Source organism: Streptomyces sp. NPDC002669 (assembly GCF_042889165.1).
Classification (GTDB): Bacteria; Actinomycetota; Actinomycetes; order Streptomycetales; family Streptomycetaceae; genus Streptomyces.
This window is the reverse complement of sequence record NZ_JBIAQQ010000007.1, coordinates 47,689-64,794: the sequence shown is the minus strand read 5'-3', so window position 1 is coordinate 64,794 and position 17,106 is coordinate 47,689. Positions and strand designations below refer to the sequence as shown.

General features: G+C 73.8%; 15 protein-coding genes and 1 tRNA gene. 4 read left to right on the top strand and 12 right to left on the bottom strand.

Features of this window, described 5'->3' with window-relative positions; translation table 11 throughout:
- Positions 1-16: 16 nt before the first annotated feature.
- A complete protein-coding gene (locus ACFYW1_RS12970; RefSeq protein ID WP_388990898.1) occupies positions 17-1,918 on the bottom strand; it encodes an alkyl/aryl-sulfatase in 1,902 nt (633 codons plus the stop codon).
- Between the two features lie 365 nt (positions 1,919-2,283).
- Positions 2,284-4,137 carry a hypothetical protein gene (locus ACFYW1_RS12965; protein WP_388990896.1) on the bottom strand — a complete coding sequence of 618 codons (1,854 nt, stop codon included), beginning with the start codon at positions 4,135-4,137 and terminating at the stop codon, positions 2,284-2,286.
- 189 nt (positions 4,138-4,326) lie between these two features.
- Between ACFYW1_RS12965 and ACFYW1_RS12960 the strand changes: the two genes are divergently transcribed.
- The gene (locus ACFYW1_RS12960) at positions 4,327-5,340 is read left to right on the top strand and encodes a LuxR family transcriptional regulator (RefSeq protein ID WP_388990894.1); all 1,014 of its coding nucleotides are present in this window, start codon (positions 4,327-4,329) and stop codon (positions 5,338-5,340) included.
- Between the two features lie 62 nt (positions 5,341-5,402).
- Here the strand turns inward: ACFYW1_RS12960 and ACFYW1_RS12955 are convergent, their stop codons facing one another.
- The 9 genes from ACFYW1_RS12955 to ACFYW1_RS12915 all read right to left on the bottom strand — a co-directional run bounded on the left by ACFYW1_RS12955 (position 5,403) and on the right by ACFYW1_RS12915 (position 13,794).
- Entirely contained in the window at positions 5,403-6,872 is a 1,470-nt protein-coding gene (locus tag ACFYW1_RS12955; RefSeq protein WP_388990892.1) for a phytoene desaturase family protein, read from the bottom strand.
- Positions 6,869-8,770 (bottom strand): ABC transporter ATP-binding protein, encoded by a 1,902-nt coding sequence (locus ACFYW1_RS12950; protein WP_388990890.1) that lies wholly within the window; start codon positions 8,768-8,770, stop codon positions 6,869-6,871. The genes ACFYW1_RS12955 and ACFYW1_RS12950 overlap by 4 nt, the downstream gene beginning before the upstream one ends.
- Complete coding sequence (locus tag ACFYW1_RS12945) at positions 8,767-9,579, bottom strand: class I SAM-dependent methyltransferase (protein WP_388990887.1); 813 nt, start codon at positions 9,577-9,579, stop codon at positions 8,767-8,769. The genes ACFYW1_RS12950 and ACFYW1_RS12945 overlap by 4 nt, the downstream gene beginning before the upstream one ends.
- Positions 9,576-10,184, bottom strand: a complete 609-nt coding sequence (locus ACFYW1_RS12940) for a hypothetical protein (RefSeq protein WP_356932527.1) — start codon at positions 10,182-10,184, stop codon at positions 9,576-9,578. The genes ACFYW1_RS12945 and ACFYW1_RS12940 overlap by 4 nt, the downstream gene beginning before the upstream one ends.
- Complete coding sequence (locus ACFYW1_RS12935) at positions 10,181-12,031, bottom strand: alpha/beta fold hydrolase (protein WP_388991416.1); 1,851 nt, start codon at positions 12,029-12,031, stop codon at positions 10,181-10,183. Before ACFYW1_RS12935 ends, ACFYW1_RS12940 begins: the two co-directional genes overlap by 4 nt.
- A 569-nt stretch (positions 12,032-12,600) precedes the next feature.
- Positions 12,601-12,801 (bottom strand): hypothetical protein, encoded by a 201-nt coding sequence (locus ACFYW1_RS12930; protein WP_283855167.1) that lies wholly within the window; start codon positions 12,799-12,801, stop codon positions 12,601-12,603.
- Between the two features lie 57 nt (positions 12,802-12,858).
- Positions 12,859-13,053 (bottom strand): hypothetical protein, encoded by a 195-nt coding sequence (locus ACFYW1_RS12925; protein ID WP_356932529.1) that lies wholly within the window; start codon positions 13,051-13,053, stop codon positions 12,859-12,861.
- 73 nt (positions 13,054-13,126) lie between these two features.
- Entirely contained in the window at positions 13,127-13,300 is a 174-nt protein-coding gene (locus ACFYW1_RS12920; RefSeq protein ID WP_187439020.1) for a hypothetical protein, read from the bottom strand.
- A gap of 290 nt (positions 13,301-13,590) precedes the next feature.
- Complete coding sequence (locus ACFYW1_RS12915; protein WP_388990884.1) at positions 13,591-13,794, bottom strand: hypothetical protein; 204 nt, start codon at positions 13,792-13,794, stop codon at positions 13,591-13,593.
- 462 nt (positions 13,795-14,256) lie between these two features.
- On the opposite strand from ACFYW1_RS12915, the gene ACFYW1_RS12910 reads away from it, so the two are divergent.
- Positions 14,257-14,625 carry a VOC family protein gene (locus tag ACFYW1_RS12910; protein ID WP_388990882.1) on the top strand — a complete coding sequence of 123 codons (369 nt, stop codon included), beginning with the start codon at positions 14,257-14,259 and terminating at the stop codon, positions 14,623-14,625.
- 553 nt (positions 14,626-15,178) lie between these two features.
- Here the strand turns inward: ACFYW1_RS12910 and ACFYW1_RS12905 are convergent.
- Positions 15,179-15,252 (bottom strand) — tRNA-Pro (locus ACFYW1_RS12905).
- 125 nt (positions 15,253-15,377) lie between these two features.
- Here ACFYW1_RS12905 and ACFYW1_RS12900 point away from each other — a divergent pair.
- Both ACFYW1_RS12900 and ACFYW1_RS12895 read left to right on the top strand, forming a co-directional pair.
- Positions 15,378-16,079: a transketolase gene (locus ACFYW1_RS12900; protein ID WP_388990880.1), complete on the top strand. Its 702-nt coding sequence runs from the start codon at positions 15,378-15,380 to the stop codon at positions 16,077-16,079.
- 57 nt (positions 16,080-16,136) lie between these two features.
- Positions 16,137-17,039 (top strand): transketolase family protein, encoded by a 903-nt coding sequence (locus ACFYW1_RS12895; protein ID WP_388990878.1) that lies wholly within the window; start codon positions 16,137-16,139, stop codon positions 17,037-17,039.
- The last annotated feature ends 67 nt before the right edge of the window (positions 17,040-17,106 follow it).

Sequence of the window (17,106 nt, the reverse complement as noted above, 5' to 3'; positions counted from 1 at the left end):
CCGGACCACCGGCCGCTCACGGCACGACGACGGCGAAATCGGGATCCGGCTCGTCGAGGTGGCCGAGCAGCTCGGCCACCCTCCCCGGGTCGCCCGCCACCTCCGCACCACCCCGTTCCACCAGGTCGGGGAGGGCCGTCGCGCCCAGCAGCACCGCCCTCAGGTCGTCCTCGCCCAGTGTCACCTCGACGTCCGGTTCGCAGGCGGCCGGACCCTCGCCCGTGACATGGGTGAGGACGCCGTTGCGCAGGCGCAGGGTGACCGGGTCGCCGCCCTTCGGCAGCCAGCGCACGCAGATGTCCGCGTCCCAGGAGCCCGGCCCGTCGACCCGGACGGCGAGGGCGTCGAAGAGCTGGTCCAGGGTCAGCGCGCCCAGCAGGTCGGTGGAGGCCGTGGTCGTCGGGGTGCCCACGGAGCCGTGCCGCAGCTCCAGCGCCCCGGTGAGGTAGAAGTTGCGCCAGGTCCCGTTCTCACTGCCGTACCCCAGCTGCTCCAGCGCGTCGGCCTGCAGCGCCCGGGCCTCCGCGTTGCCGGGATCGGCGAACACCACGTGATTGACCACCTGGACCACCCAGCGGTAGTCGCCCTCGGCGAACGACCGGCGCGCGCGGCGCAGCACCTCGTCGGCGCCTCCCATGAACTCGACGTACCTCGTGGCGCTCTCGACCGGGGGGTGTTCCCACAGGTGGGCCGGGTTGCCGTCGAACCAGCCCAGGTACCGCTGGTAGACGGCCTTCACGTTGTGGCTGACCGAACCGTAGTAGCCGTGGGTGTGCCAGGCCCGCTCCAGGGCCGGGGGCATCGTCATCTCCTCGGCGATCTCCAGCGGCGTGTACCCCTGGTTGAGCCTGCGGAGGGTCTGGTCGTGCAGATAGGCGTAGACGTCGCGCTGCTCGGAGAGGAACTCGACGACGCGTTCGCGGCCCCGGACCGGCCAGTGGTGCGAGGCGAAGGCCACGTCGGTGTCGTCGCCGAAGAGGTCGACGGCCTCGGTGAGGTAGCGGGCCCACTGCCGCGGGTCGCGCACCTCGGCTCCGCGCAGGGTGAGCAGATTGTGCAGGTTGTGGGTGGCGTTCTCGGCCATGCACAGGGCGGCGTGGTCGGGGAAGTGGATGTTCAGCTCGGCGGGGGCCTCGGTGCCGGGGGTCATCTGGAAGACCATGCGGATGCCGTCCACGGTCTCCGTCTGCCCGGTGCGGGTGACGTCCAGCGTCGGGGTGATCAGACCGACCGAGCCCGTCGAAGTGGTCTGGCCCAGGCCCGCGCCGATCTGGCCCCGTTCCCCCTTCGGCAGCGCGGCCCCGTACATGTAGGCGGCGCGGCGGGCCATGGCCGTGCCCGCGTAGACGTTCTCCTTGACCGCGTGTTCCAGGAACCCCCGGGGAGCGATGACCGGGACACCGCCCGCGACCTCGCCGTCGGTCACGACGCCCCGCACACCGCCGAAGTGGTCGACGTGGCTGTGCGTGTAGAGGACCCCGGTGACCGGCCGGTCGCCCCGGTGGGCGCGGTACAGGGCGAGGGCCGCCGCGGCGGTCTCCGAGGAGATCAGGGGGTCGATCACCAGGACGCCCCGCTCGCCCTCGACCACCGTCATGTTGGACAGGTCGAAGCCCCGTACCTGGTAGATGCCCTCGACCACTTCGAAGAGGCCGTGCTCGGCGCAGAGCCCGCTCTGGCGCCACAGGCTCGGATTGGCCGTCGCGGGGCATTCCCCCCGCAGGAACCCGTAGGCGTCGAGGTCCCAGACCGGCCGGCCGGCCGCGTCGCGCACCACCGTCTCCCCGGCGGCGCCCAGAAAACCGTGCCGCGCGTCGTCGAGGTCGCGGGTGTCGTCGAAGGGGAACCGCCGGAGGACCGCCGCGTTGCCCTCCGCGATCCACCGCTCGGCCGGCCGGGGGCCGTCGTTCCGGTTCATCCGTCGCTCCCTGGTTCGCCCTCGCCCCGGTCGTCGGCCGACGCGTCACGACCACCCTCCACCGGCATCGGCCCGGGACACGATCGGGACTGCTCCATACGGGAAGCACAAAAAGGTTCAAGGGTCGTGCCGGATCCCTCCGACACGGCCCCTGAACCACGCCTCCCACGAGTCGGGACGACAGGATTTGAACCTGCGACCCCTTGACCCCCAGGAATATGGGTCAGGGCATTTTCTGGATACAGCAGACTTGACGGCCACACCTTCGTGACGGTGCCGCAGCTCCTGGCCCCCCGCAGGGACGAGCCGGGCGAGGTCCACCGCCGAGGCACCCGGGCCCGCCGCTGCCGTCCTCCCGGCGCCCCTCATGGGACGCCCCGTTCCGCCGCGAGTCCGCCGCCCACCAGGTCCAGGCCGTGCCGGAGCCTTCGGAAGTAGGTGGCCCGGCTGATGTGGAGCTGCTGGGCGAGCCACTGATGGGTCCGCGGCCGTCCGAGGTAGTAGTGCTGGAGAATCCACCCGGCCTCGGCCTCCTCCCGCACCTCGCTGTCCGCCAGCCGCCGCACCGCCTCCCACAGGTCCGCGCGCAGCTCCGCCACCGTCCGGGGGCGCGGCGAGGAGAGCAGCGGGCTCTCGGCCAGCCGGGCCGGGTCGGCGATGTCGGCGAGGGCGCGGGCCACCTCCTGGCCGGTCGGACGCGGGCCGCCGCGCGCCCCCGAGGCGCGGGCGAGCCGCTCCGTCCACTCGGGCAGCGCGGCGGAGCCGAAGTCCTGGCTGAAGATCTCGGGCTTGCGCCCGCAGCGGTAGACGTCGTCGGTGGTGGTGCCGTGATGCTGGAAGCGCAGCCCGCGCAGCAGTCGCTGGTAGGCCGGGTTCGGGGTGGACACCGTCAGCAGCAGGCCGCCCGTGATGACCTGGCGCAGCAGGCCGCGCAGCAGGTGCGCGTGGGCGCCCCGGTCGGGGCAGTAGGCCGCGCCGAGCAGCCATCCCCCGGTGCCGCGCGGGCGGCCGAGCAGCCGGTCCGTGTGCTGCTGGAGCAGCGGTTCCACACAGTTCATGGTGCGTTCGGTGACCTGCTGGGTGTTCGTCAGGCCGATGATCCGGTCGCCGCCGTCCCGGACCAACTGGAAGCTGGTGGGGTCGTCGACGAGCCAGCGTTCCACCAGGCGGTCGGTCCAGCGCACGTCCAGCCCGCCCTGCCGGGCCCATTGGCGCATCAGGGTGCCGATGGCGTCGGCGTCGTCCGGGGCAGCGGTGTGGATCACGTCCCGGGTCACGCTGATGGGGAAGATGGTCTCGCGGACGGCTTCGTCGTCGGCCAGGGCCATGATCCCCTCGATGAGACGGCTGCGGCGGTCGGCGGCGGGTTCGTCGGCCAGCAGCTTCTTGCGGTGGGCCAGCGCGCGGGCCCACGCGCCGCGGTGGGCGGCGGGCCGACGCCAGCGATGGGCCAGTTCGATCACCCCGCGGAAGGGCTCGGCGAGGGCCAGCCCGAGTTCGGTGGGGACGACCGGGCTGAGCCCGGCCAGGGTGTCGAACAGGTCCGGGTCGGCGTCGAGCAGTTCCTCGTCCGCCGACCACACCGTGGCCAGCCGGACCAGGGCGTGCTGCCACGGCCCGGCGGGCCGCTCCCGGGAGAGCCGCTCCACGATCTCCCGGGCGGCGCCGTCGGCCACCGCCCCGGCCGCGGTCGGCGGCGCACCCGCGTGGACGGCCCGGCAGGCCGCGTCGGCGATCAGCGGGTTCCCCGCTGCGAGCCGGACGATCAGTTCCCGGCACCGCGCGTCGGTCACCCGCGCCTCCGTCGCCAGACGCTCGATCCGCGCGTCCGGCCACGGGCCGGTCTCCAGGACCGCGACCCCCGTGCCGGCCCATCCCGGCCGGGCCAGCAGGGAGCGCCTGCTGACCACGAGGACGGGCCGGCCGCTTCCCGGCGGGCGCAGCCGCAGCGGCTCCAGCGCGGCCAGGGCGTGGTCGTCGTCGGCGCTGTCCACGACCAGCGGACCCGGGGTGTCCTCGGCGAGCGCGGCCGGCAGCCGTTCCAGGGCGCCGGGCCGGTCGAGGTCAAGGAGGGAGACGGGCCCGAGTCCGGCGGCTAACCGGGACTTCCCGCTGCCGAGCGGGCCGGTGAGATTGGCCAGATCGCGGCTTGCCACCACCTCCCGCAGGGAGTTCGGCGTGGCTCGTACCGGCGGTGCGGCTGCAGGTGCCTCAGCCATCGGACCTCCAGGATCACTTCGGTGCACGGCCTCCTGTCATAGCGATCAGAACTCGATCATTCAAGTGGTCACGCATCCGGAACTTCCCTGGTACCAGCGGGGCGTGAGACTTCGCTGAGACCTCACGCCCCGTCTCCCCGGGCAGACTTGTGCTCCGTCGTCCCGCCGGACATGTTCAAGGGGAGGGCCATGGGGACCCACACGATGTCGCCACTCGGTCTGAGCAGCACCGAGGAAGCGGTGTACCGGTTTTTCCTGCGAAATCCGGGTGCTGCCGTCCGTGACGCGCGCACCGTCGCGCCGATGGACGGGGAGGGCGTGGACCGGGCCGCGGAGCGGCTGCGCGACCGGGGGCTGCTGCACGGGAGCGAGGCGCGGACCTGGGCCACGGACCCGGGGGTCGTGGTGGCGCGGCTGGCGGAGGAGCAGTTGGACGCCGCCTACCGGACGCTGCGCCGCCTCGCCGACCCGCGGCCGATCCTGCGCTCCCTGTGGCGGGACGCGCCCGCCCCTTCCTTCGCGGGCGGCGGGGGCGCCTACGCGGGGTCCGCGATCGCCCTGGACCGCCTGGAGGACCTGGGGCAGGCCCTCGCCCGGATCGATCGGGCGGCCTTCCACGCCGACGCCGAGATCCTGGCGGCGGTGCCCAACCGGGCCCTGGTCCCGCTGGGCACGGCCCACACGCTCTCACTCGGCCTGCGCTGCCTGCGGCGCGGCGTCCGGGTGCGGACCCTGGTGGGGAGCGAGGCTCCGACGTCCCGGACCGGCGCGGACCACCTCCGGCAGCTGCGCTCCCACGGCGCGGAGGTCAGGGTCGCGGAGGGGCTCTCGGAACTGGTGCTGGTCTACGACCGGCGCACCGCGCTGGTCCCCGTCGACGCGCACGACATCGACCGGGGCGTGCTGTGCATCGAGGAGAGCGGCCCGGTGAACAGTCTCGTCACCCTCTTCGAGAGGTTGTGGGCGGCGGCGACGGACCTCGCCGACCGTCCCGCGCCGACGCCGGGCCCCGACAGCCTCACCGGGACCCAGCGCACGGTGCTGCTCCTCATGTGCACCGCCGCCAAGGACGAGACGGGCGCCCGGGCGGCGGGCATATCGCTGCGCACCTACCGGCGCCACGTCTCCGATCTGCTGGCCCTGCTGGGCGCGTGCAGCAGGGCCCAGGCGGCGCTGCTGGCCCGCGAACGCGGCTGGGTGTGACCCCGGGCCCGCGGCCCGCGCACCGGGGCCGGGGCCGGGGCGGCACCGGCCGGGCCGGGTCGTCATGCGGCCGGGGTTCCCGCATCGACCGGGCCGAGCACGGGCAGCGGCCGGCCGAACTCGCGGCGCAGCGCCGACCGGGCCGCGAGCAGGCCGCACATGCCGTGCACGCCGGGTCCGGGCGGGGTGGCCGCCGAGCAGAGGTAGACGCCGGGCAGCGGGGTCCGGTAGGGGTCCCACCGGGGGACGGGCCGGAACACGGTCTGCCGCAGGCCGATCGCCCCGGTCGCGATGTCGCCGCCCACGTAGTTGGGGTTGTAGGCGGCGTAGTCCCGTCCGGACAGCCCGCGTTGGGCGACGACGGAGTCGGTGAAGCCCGGCGCGTACCGCTCGATGGCCGCGCGGATCACGGGCAGCGGGTCGCGCGCGCTGCCGTGCGGCAGATGGGCGTACGCCCACACCGGGCGGCGCCCGGCCACCTCGCGCCCCGGGTCGGTCACGGCCGGGTCGACGACCAGGACGAACGGCGAACCCCCCTCCTTGCCGCGGGCGTTGGCGGTCTCCTGGCGGAAGACCTCGGCCGCCGTGCCGCCCAGGTGCACGGTGCCCGCGCGACCGGTCTCCGGGGCCGACCAGGGGATCGGGCCGGAGACCAGGAAGTCCGCCTTGCCCGCGGCCGGGCCGTACCGGTACCGGGACAGCCACCGGGTGTAGCCGGGCGGCAGGGCGCCCCCGGCGAGGTCGGGCAGCGCGGTCGGCGCGATGTCCAGCAGGACGGCCCGCGCCCCCGCCAGTTCCCGCAGGTCGGTGATCTCCCGCCCGGTATGCAGTTCCCCTCCGTGCGCCCGGATGTCGTCGGCCATGGCCTCGGCGATGCGGTGGCTGCCGCCGCGCGGCAGCGGCCAGCCGGGGCCATGGGCCAACTGGGCCAGCAGCAGCCCGACCCCGGCGCCGGGCAGCGAGGGCAGCGGGCCGACGACGTGCGCGGCGGCCCCGGCGAGCAGCGCGGGGGCCGCCTCGCCGCGGAAAGTGCGGGGGCCGAGCCGGGTCCCGTGGAGCAGGACCCGGCTCAGTACGGCGGGTGCGGCGCGCAGCCCGCGCGGGCTCCGCAGATCGGACAGCAGCAGGTCGACCATGGCGTCGCTGTGTGTCAGCAGCGGTTCCATCAGCCGCCGCCAGCGCGGCCCGTCCGGGCCGAGGCCCGCGCAGGTGGCGTCCAGGTCGTGGTGGGCGAGGGCCACCCGGTCGCCGCCCAGCGGATGGGCGTAGCTGACGTCGGGCCGCAGCATCCGCACGCCCCGTCCGGCGAGGCCGAACTCCCGGAAGAACGGCGAGGCCACCGCCATGGGGTGGACGGCCGCGCAGATGTCGTGCACCACCTCGGAGTCGAACAGCGCGGCGCCGCGCAGTCCCCCGCCGATCGTGTCGGCGGCCTCGTACACGGCCACCCGCAGTCCGGCGCGGGCCAGGGTGACCGCGGCGGCCAGCCCGTTCGGCCCGCTGCCCACGACCGCCGCCTCCACCGTGCTCACCGGACGGCTCCCGCGCCCGGCAGGGCGGCCGGGACCGGCTCGGGCACCGGACCGGAGCCCGGCACCGCGCCCTGGGCCCCGTCCGGTACGGGGTCCGGCGCGGGGCGTCCGCCGAGGGGGCCGTCGGCGAGCTGGGTGGCGGCCAGCCGCCGGTAGAGGGCGTCGTTGCCGAGGAGTTCGGTGTGCGTGCCCACGGCGCGCACCCGGCCCTCGTCCAGGACCACGATCCGGTCGGCCTCGGCCACCGTGGAGATCCGGTGGGCGATGGCGACGACGGCGCACCGCCCGGCGATGCCGCGCAGGCTGTCGCGCAGCGCCGCCTCGGCGTCGGAGTCCAGGTGCGCGGTGGCCTCGTCGAGCAGCATCACGTCGGGCTTCTGGAGCAACGCCCTTGCCACGCAGAGCCGTTGCCGCTGTCCGCCGGAGAGTCCGGTGCCCTGGTCGCCGAGGAGGGTGTCGAGGCCGTCCGGCAGCTCCGCCACCACCTCGGTGAGACCGGCGAGTTCGACGGCCTCGGCGATCTCCGCCTCGGTGGCGTCGGGCGCGGCGTACACGATGTTCTCGCGGAGGGTTCCGCGCATCGCGGCGTTGTCCTGCTGGACGTAGCCGACCCGGCCGCGGATCTCGGCGGACGGGAGGTGGGCGATGTCCCTGCCGGCGAGGAGGATCGCGCCGCCCCGGGGCCGGTAGAACCGCTCGATGAGCTGGAAGACGGTGGTCTTGCCCGCGCCGGAGGCGCCCACCACGGCGGTGAGCCCGTGGGCGGGGACGGTGAACGACACGCCTTCCAGCACCGGCCGGTCGCCGTAGCCGAAGGAGACGTCGCGGAACTCCACCGCGGGGTGGCCGCCCTGCGGGGCCGGACGGGCGGCCGGGTCGCCGGCGGGGGCGCCGGTCCGGCTGCCGGCCGGCTCCGCGGTGCCGGCCGGGTGCTCGTCCTCCTGCGGCAGGGTGTCGAGTTCGTCCACGCGCTGGACGGCCGCCCGGCCCTGGAGGTAGGTGCCGATCGAGAGGAAGACCAGGACCAGCGGCGACACCAGGTAGAACAGGTACATCGTGAACGCCGAGAAGTCGGCCAGGCTGATGGAGCCGGTGACGACGCGGGCCATGCCGATGCCCATCACGGCGGCGAGCGACGCCTGGAGACCGACATTCAGCGCGGGCGTGAACATGGCGTTCAGCACGGTGACCCGGTTGCCGGAGACGCGGGCGCGGTCGGCGGACTCCGCCAGGCGGCGCTGCTCACGGCCCTCGGCGTTGGCGGCCTTCACCGTCGTCAGGGCGGCGAGCACGCGCTGCAGGTCGGCACCGAAGTCGCCGGTGTCCTCCCGGTTGGCCAGGGCGGCCCGGCGCAGCGCGCGGGCCAGCCACACCGACCCGGTCCCGGCGATACCGAGGCATCCGACGGCGACCAGCAGCAGCCAGATGTCGGTGAACGCCATCATCACCACGGCGCCGACCACGATCAGCCCGTTGAGGACGATCTGGGCGAGGCTCTGGGTGAGCGCGATCTTCATCAGGGAGGTGTCGGCGACCAGCCGGGTGTGCAGGTCGCCCTGGCGCCGGGTGTCGAGGTGCGCGCAGTCGGCCCGGAGCACCTTGCCCGAGAGCAGGACCCGGGCGTCGCGGACGATGTTCTCCCCCGCCCTGCCGATGAGACAGCCCTGGGCGGCGGAGAGCACGGCGTCCAGCAGGAACAGCACGACCAGCGCCACGACGATCCCGACCACCGGGCGGTGGTCCCCGGCGTTCCTGATCAGGTCGGCCAGCAGCACCGGCTGCGTCAGGGTGCACACCACGCCCAGCAGTCCGAGGGCGGTGCCCCCGAGCAGCAGCCGCCACTGCCCGCGCGTCAGGTTCCGCACGGCGCCGCCGGACGCCGCCGCGGTGGCCGTCATGACCGCTCCTCACCGGAGGCGGGGCGCCGGTAGCGGCTGATGTGGACGCCGCTCCCCTCGGGCAGGAACGGACCGCCCGCCCAGTCGCCCTGCCGGGACACCAGGACGAGACCGGCGTCGGCGGCGTAGGAGTCGACGTCCTCGGCGGTGGTGAGCCGGGTGATCTCGGTGCCGATGCTCACCCGGCCGCCCTCGTGCACCAGGTGCGAGGCGTGCCAGAGCCCGCCGGGTATCAGGGTGGAGTAGGTCTGCACGCCGGTGCCCGGTTCGGCGTAGGGAATGAAGAAGGAGGTGCGGGCGCGCCCCTCGTGCAGGGCGGTCACGAAGCCGGGGTTGTGGGTCTCCACGACGAGGGTGCCGCCGGGTGCCAGGTGCCGGGCCGCGCGCGCGACGGCCGTCCGCTGCTCCGTCGGGTCGCAGATCAGTGAGAGGGTGGCGCAGACGCAGTAGACCAGCCCGTACCGGGAGTCGTCGGCGTAGGTGCGGATGTCGCCGTGCACCGGGGTGACCGGGGCGCCGGTGGCGTCGATGGTTTCGCACAGCCGCTGGAGCATCTCCGGCGAGGAGTCCACACCGACGACCTCGCCGGAGAGCCGGGCAAGCGGGACGGCGACGCGTCCGGTGCCCACGCCGAGTTCGAGGGTGCCTCCGCCGGGGTGCCAGGAGGCGAGGACCTCGGCGGTGCGTTCGGCGGAGCCGTCGTGGGGCAGCAGGCGGTCGTAGAAGTCGGCGAACACCCTTCCGTAGCCGATGTCCTGGACATCGGGGGCGGTGGCCACGGAGGCCCAGGAGGGGGCGGCGGTGCTCATACGGTCTCGCTTTCTCGCGCCGGTGCCGCGGTCTCGCGCATCGGTGTGTAGGGGGAGAGGAAGAGGATCTCGGGCTCCTCGGTCTCGTCGTAGCCCGAGTTCTGGACCAGGGCGAACTGGAAGCCCTTGACGTCCGGCGTGCCGGACCGCTCGATCTCCTCGCGGAAGAATTTGCGCAGGATACGGAAGGAGGGCAGGGTCACGGCCACCTCGAACCCGCGGTCGAGGACGCGCAGGATCTCGCTGCCCAGGTCGTACACCGCCTTCTCGCTGCGCCGTTCGGGGAACCAGACGAACTGGCGGGCGCGGCGGCCCTGGATGACCTCCAGCGCGGACCAGTCGGAGGTCTCGCCCGCCTCGTCGAGGGTGCGGTAGTAGAACTGGAAGTCGTGCTGGGCCGGAGTCGGGGCGAAGAAGCGCCAGTTGGGGAAGATGCTGGAGAGCGGGTCGAGCCGCTGGACCCGGCCGAAGGACGGGTGCGGGTGCTGGCAGCAGACGGCGCCGAGGAAGGTGAGGCCGGCCACGAGGCGGACCTTGCCGTCCGTGCCGCCGAAGGCGCGGGTCAGCAGTGAGCCCGTGGCGCGCGGGAGACGGGGGTTGCTCATCGGTTCTCCTCCTCGGACGCGGCGGTCCGGCCGGACGGCTCCGTCCCGGTCAGGGGTCCGGGCCCGGCCCCCGGTTCCCGCCCGGCGGTGTCGGCCAGGAAGGCCAGCAGGTGGCGGAGCGTCTCGGCGGCGTAAAGGGGGTCCGTGAGGATGCCGTCGTGGTCGGCGCTCTCGATGACGACGTTTCGGACGGTCCGGTCCCCGCTGTGGGCGTCGGCGAGGTCCTTGTGCATCAGCAGGTGCTCGGGGTCGCGGTCCACGGTCCGCTGGGCGGAGAGCACCAGGGCGTGGGTGTCCAGCGCGTCGAGTGGCCCGGTGAAGGAGGGGAAGTCCTGCTCGACGGCCTTCCACTCACGCACCGCGGCGGTCCACACGCGGGAGTCCGCGAACTCCATCCTGACCTTGTCCCGCACCTGTTCGGGCAGGTTGGCGACCGGCTCGGGCGTCCGCATCAGCGCCCCGAACCCCAGCCGCAGGCTGATGGCCATGGTGCGCAGGCCCTCCCCGATCCGCGGCGCGGTCGCGCCCTGCTGCGCCGACCGGGTGAGCTGGCCGGGGTGCGAACTGTCCACGTAGACGACGGAGTTCACCCGGGAGCCCAGCCTGACCGCCGCGCGGCGGGAGATCTCGCCGCCCAGGGAGTGGCCCATCAGCACCACCTGGCGCCCCTCGGGGACCGCCGCGTCGATCAGGTCGACCAGGTCGTCGACCGACTCCTCCAGCGTGTACTCTCCGTCCGCGCGGCGCCGGCTGGGGCCGTAGCCGGCCCTGCTGTACATCAGCCACTGCCGGTCCCCGCCGCCGAGGGCGCGGACGATCCAGGCGAAGTACGCGGGGCAGGCGCCCAGTCCGTGGACGAAGACCACCACCGGGTCCGTACTCCGGCCGTCGAGGGTGCTCTGCACGCTCAGTTCGTTGCCGTGCCGGGTGGTGACGACGGAGCCGCCGTGCGGCGTGTCGGTGACGCGCAGCCGCCGGGCCACCGCGACCGTCCCCAGCACGGCCGCGCCGCCCGCCGCCAGCAGGGCCACCGTGGCCGGCATGGTGTCGTCGCGGCCCGCCACCGCCGGGTGGCTGCGCGGCGTGCTGGTGTAGGCGACCATCGGGTGCATCGCGGCGAAGGCCGGGAGGAACCTGCCGAGGCCCATGACGTAGCCGTTGGCCATGTGGAAGAGGACGGCGCCGCTCAGCACCGGGCGGGTCAGCCGGCCGCCCTTCAGGTAGAGCACCGGGAACAGGCACTCCAGGCCCAGCACACCGTAGACGAGGGCGCGGGCCGCCTGCGGGTAGCGCCGGGTCAGCTTCCAGGCCCCCTCGTGCCCGTACGTTTTGGTCCGCATCACCCCCGCCAGCGCGGCCCCCGACCGCCAGTCGGGACCGAGCAGCTTGACCCAGCCGGAGATCAGGTAGGACAGGTTCCCCTGGAACGCGACGTACCAGATCAGGGCGTCCTGGGTGCGGGACGAGGAGGCGAGTCTGGCCAGCCCGGTCGCGGTCTGCACCATGGTGGACGCCTGGTCGGAGCCGTCGGTGCCGTAGCGCTCGGCCGGGTAGAGCAACGCCCCGCTGACGCCGAGGTAGAGGGTGGCGGCCCCGCGCCACCGGCCGTTGCCGGGCAGCATGAGGGCCGCGCTCGCGGCCACCCGTCCGGCGTGCAGCGCCCGGTTGGTCCGCTCGTCGGAGGCCAGGTCCAGCAGCTTGCGGAAGGGCCTGCCGTAACGGGCGTACGCGTCGCGGGAGATGGCCCATTCGTTCAGCCGGCTCGACCGGTGCTCCCGGCGGCGCGCGAGGTGCTCGACGCTGGACAGCAGGGACGTCGCCGCCGCCAGCCGCTCGGAGGCGCCCATGGCTTGCTCGCGGGAGAGGGGGACGGGGCCTTGCAGGGCGGACAGGACCGCGCGCAGCGTCGGCCGCTGTCTGCGGGGGCCACTCGGTCGGGTGGGGCGTGAGGGCATGGACGGGCCTTCCGTGCTGGGGACGAACGAGGTCGGGCCGCCGGTGGGAGGCGGGGGTGTCGGGGTGACGGGTGACGGGGCGGAGGGTGGCGGGCGGCTTCCGGGCCGGTACGGGGTCCCACGGGCCGGGCGGGCCGGGCAGGGTGCTGTCCGGGGTCGTACCGGGTTCCTGCCGGACCGGGCTCGTGCCGTGCGGGGTCCGTGCGTGCCGGGGCCGGGCCGTGAGTCCGGGCGTGGTGGTGGCATGGGCGGGCGACCGCCCTGGAGGCGCTCGTCCCCACGTCACCCACGCACCGTCGCTTCCGGCCGGCCCCGGCACGGTGGCCGCGGCTCCCCGTGCCGGGGCCGGGGGCGACGGGCCTACCGCTCGGCGCCCGTGCCGCCGGGGCGGCCCACCGCCCCCTGGGACGCCGCCGCGTTCACGGGGCGCCCCCACCGGGGACGGGGACGGCGCAATGGGCTCACATGGGGAGCTCGATATCGCTGCCGGTGTAGTTGTAACCGGCGACGAAGGCGTTCACCAGGGCGACGCCGATGGCCACGCCGGCCACGACCCCGGGGGTCGCGGCGACCGGTGCGAAGGTCGACAGCGCCCGGCCGGGGTCGGACTCGGACAGACCGCCGGCACCGCGCAGGGCGGCCGGTGTCGGAGACGTGCTCACAGGGTTCTCCTCACTGGAGTGATGGAACGAAATGGTCTGGTGTCGGGGAAAACGCGACTACATCGGGAGTTCGATGTCGCTCCCGGCCGTGCGGCCAACCGCGTAACCGGCGAGGAACGCGACTCCCACGCCGGCCACGATGGCCACCGGGGTCGCGGCGACCGGCGCGAGGGCCGACAGCGTCACGCCGGGGTCGGACTCGGTCAGGGCACCGGTCGCGGTCAGGACGGCCGGAGCCGAGGATCTGCTCATGAAACTCTCCTACTGGTGAGGTGTCGGGTACTGATGAGGTGCCGGGCCACCCGCAGCGGGCGGCCCGTCGGGCCTACTGCGGGAGCTGTGTGGTGCTTCCGGTGAGGCAGACCGAGATGTCGACGCAGGCCGTCATGGTGAACGTGACGGAGGCGACCGGAACGGTGTCGAGCGGCGCCCGGCCGGGGTCGGACTCGGACAGGGCACCGGTCTCGGACAGGACGGCCGGTATCGAAGCGGTACTCAAGGACTTCTCCTTGCTGGTGGGCGGCCGGTGGGGTGACGTCATGGGCGGGCGGCGCCGACGGGACGGACCCACAGATCGGGGCGCCGAGTGCCGTCGGCCGCGTACCCGGCCGACGGACGGCCTTCGCGTCGTGGAGCCGTCATGGGTACGGCAACCGACGAGGGCGGCCCCTGACGGGACACGGCTCCGACGGGAGGGGTCGGGACGGGCCGCCCCGGGGGGAGCGGCGGGTGTCCGGGCCACGCGCCGGGCGTCTTCCCCGGCCGATACGGGTGGCGGGGTGCCGCCGCCTACATCGGGAGCTCGATGTCGCTACCGCCGGCCAGCTCGCGGACGGCTACACCGGCCGCGAAGGCGACCACCACGGCACTCGCGGTGGCCACGACGGCCGGGGTCGCGGCGACCGGGGACGCGCCCCCGAACACCCGGCCACCGGCGCTCTCGTCGAGCGGGGCGATGCCCCTGGTCCAACCGGGCTGTCTGAATTCGGGCATGTTTCTCCTTCATGGGCGGGCCGCCACCGGGGCGCCCTCATCCAGGCGCGCGCAAGCGCACCCGGGGCCCGGCACCCCGCGTGAACAGACGTTCTGTGATGCGCTCCACACGATGCCGAGAGCCCGGGGGAAAGGGAAGACCGCTCCACTGGCATGAGGATGCGGACTCCGAAGCAACATCCTGCGGGTTCGGGCACGGAGGTATGCGGCGCGTACCGTTTCCGTTAATCCGTCCTGGAACGCGTGGCGTTGGGAGAGGGCCATTGACACGTTTCACCAGTAGTGAAGCGGCGCCGTCTTGAAGTGGCCGGTCAGCGGGGTGGCGTGACTCGTTTCGGGGTGCTCGGGCCGTTCGTGGGCAGCAGTCCGTGTTGCAGATCGTCCGGCGGGGTGGTTTTGCCGATGAGTTCGCCGTCCTCGAACGGTCTACCCAGCGACACGACCGTTCTCGACAGGAGTGCCATGTCCACCATCCAGCCGGTGATCCTGACTGCCGACCAGGACGTTCTGCTCGGCTTCCATACGAAGTTGTTCGGCGCCGAGGAGATCTTCCGGGTGCCGGCGGAAGGCCCGGCCTTCTACCTCGGCCTGCGCATCGGCGACACCGACCTCGGGGTGGTGTCCAAAGCGGACCCGGGGACCGGGGCGGCACCGCGGATCCTGCTCAGCATCGGTGTCGACGACGTCGACGAGACCCTCGGCCGGGTGGAGGTGCTGGGCGGCTCGGTCCGCAGCGGCCCCAACGACATGCCGTGGGGACAGCGCGTCGCCCACATCCAGGACCCCGACGGCAACCCGGTGAACCTCACCCAGCCGATCCCGGCCCGGTGACGCCGTTCCGGGGGCATGCGCTGATCGTGGGCTGCCTGCGGTAGAGGTCGATTGTCGGTGGTGGCCTCGATGTTCGTCAGGACGAGCAGCGCGAAACAGGTGGGCGGCGCGGGCGGGGTCCGTGCGGAGCCCGGTGAGGATCCACCAGCTCTTCAGGTGGGCGAAGCCGCGTTCCGCGGGGGCGCCTCCGGCGGCCAGGGCCCGGTCGGCTTCCTTCTCGGCGGGTGTGAGCCTGCGAGCGCGGGTGGCCTTGAAACCGGTGACGGCCACGGGGTCGTCCAGGCCGAGGAAGCCCAGGTCGGCCGGGGCGCCGAGGCCGGCAGCACGCAGGTGGGCCAGGATGCGGTCGCGGCGGGCGGCGGTGATGACGTGGGTGCGGCCGGGCGGCCGATATCCACACCGGGGAGCAACAGCTTCCTCCCGGAGGCGATCGCCATGCGTACCAGCCCCGGCCCGGGCGTGCGACCGCACTGCGACCGCCACACTCCCGGACGCACGAAAGGCCGCCCTCCCACGAATGAGAGAACGGCCTCCGACTTGCGTTTCCGCACAGTCGGGACGACAGGATTTGAACCTGCGACCCCTTGACCCCCAGTCAAGTGCGCTACCAAGCTGCGCCACGTCCCGATGCCCGCCTGACCTGGGGTTTCCCCTGGCCGAACGCGCATGAGAACAATACCGCACTCGGCGGGGTGGTCACGAACGCCTTTGACACTTGACCTCAACCAAGCTTGATGTTCAACGCTGGTCCCATGACGAACACGACCACCGCACGGACCTTCGACCACCACGACATGAACCGCCTGATGGGCCTGATGACCGGGGACGAGAAGCACGGCCCCGCCGCCACGTCCACGCTGGACGTGCTGTGGGTGCTGTACGACCGGGTGCTGCGGGTGACGCCCGACACCGTCGACGCGCCCGGCCGCGACCGGTTCCTGCTGTCCAAGGGGCACGGGCCGATGGCGTACTACGCCGTCCTGGCCGCACACGGGTTCTTCGGCGAGGAGCTGCTGCCCGGGTTCGGGTCGTACGACTCGCCGCTCGGGCACCACCCGGACCGGACGCTGGTGCCGGGGGTGGAGATCGGCAGCGGGTCGCTGGGGCACGGGCTGCCGCTGGCCGTGGGGAGCGTGCTCGGGCTGCGGGCCCAGGGGCTCACCGACCCCCGGGTGTGGGTACTGATCGGCGACGCCGAGCTGGACGAGGGCAGCAATCACGAGGCGATCGCCTACGCCGGCCCGGCCGGGCTGGAGCAGCTGCACACCGTGGTGATCGACAACGCCTCGTCGTCCCACGGCCGGCCCGGCGGGATCGCGGCACGTTTCGAGGCCGCGGGCTGGTCGGTCGAGTCCGTGGACGGCCGGGACCACGAGGCGCTGTACGCGGCCTTCACCGCGCCGCACCCCGGACGGCCGCGGGCCGTGGTCGCCCGGGTCGACCCGAAGGACTGAGCGCTCCGGACGAGCGAGGCCCCACCGAAACCGCGATGCAGGAGAGGGACACTTCACATGGACACGATGCGTGACCGCTTCATCTCGACCACGTCACAGCTGCTGGACGAGGACCCGCGGCTGGCCCTGGTGCTGGCCGAGATCAGCCGTGACGGCTTCGCCCGGGCCGAACGGGCCCATCCGGACCGGGTCGTCAACGTCGGCATCAGGGAACAGCTGCTGATCGGGGCGGGCGCGGGAATGGCGCTCACCGGTCTGCGGCCGATCGTGCACACCTTCGCCAGTTTCCTGGTGGAGCGGCCGTTCGAGCAGGTCAAGCTGGACTTCGGCCACCAGGGGGTGGGCGGGGTGCTGGTGAGCGCGGGGGCCTCGTACGACTGGCCGGCCGGCGGCTTCACCCACATGGCGCCGGGCGATGTCGCCCTCATGGACACCCTGGAGGGGTGGACGGTCCAGGTGCCGGGCCATCCCGACGAGGCCGAGGCCCTGCTGCGGGAGGCCGCGGCCGGGGAGGGCCGGGTGTACGTGCGGCTGTCGCTGCAGTCGAACGCGGTGGCCCGGCCGGTCGGTGCGGGGGCCGGGTTCCTCCCGGTGCGGGAGGGGACGGGCGGGGTGGTGGTCGCGGTCGGGCCGATGCTCGACAACGTTCTCGCGGCGACCGAGGGGCTGGACGTGACCGTGCTGTACGCGACCACGGTGCGCCCGTTCGACGGGGCCGGGCTGCGCCGGGCGGTCGGCGGGCAGGACGCCGCCGACGTGGTGGTCGTGGAGCCCTACCTGACGGGCACGTCCACGGCCGCGGCGAACGACGCCCTCGCCGAGCTGCCGCACCGGGTGCTGGGGCTCGGCGTGGGGCGGGCCGAGCTGCGCAGGTACGGGCAGCTGGACGAGCACCTGGCCGCCCACGGGCTGGATCCGCGGGGGCTGCAGGAGCGGATCGGCGCGTTCCTGCGCCGCTGACCGGCGCACGGCGGTCGTCCGGCGCCGCCGGTGGTGTGACCGGTGGCGCCGGACGGGCGTGGATCGC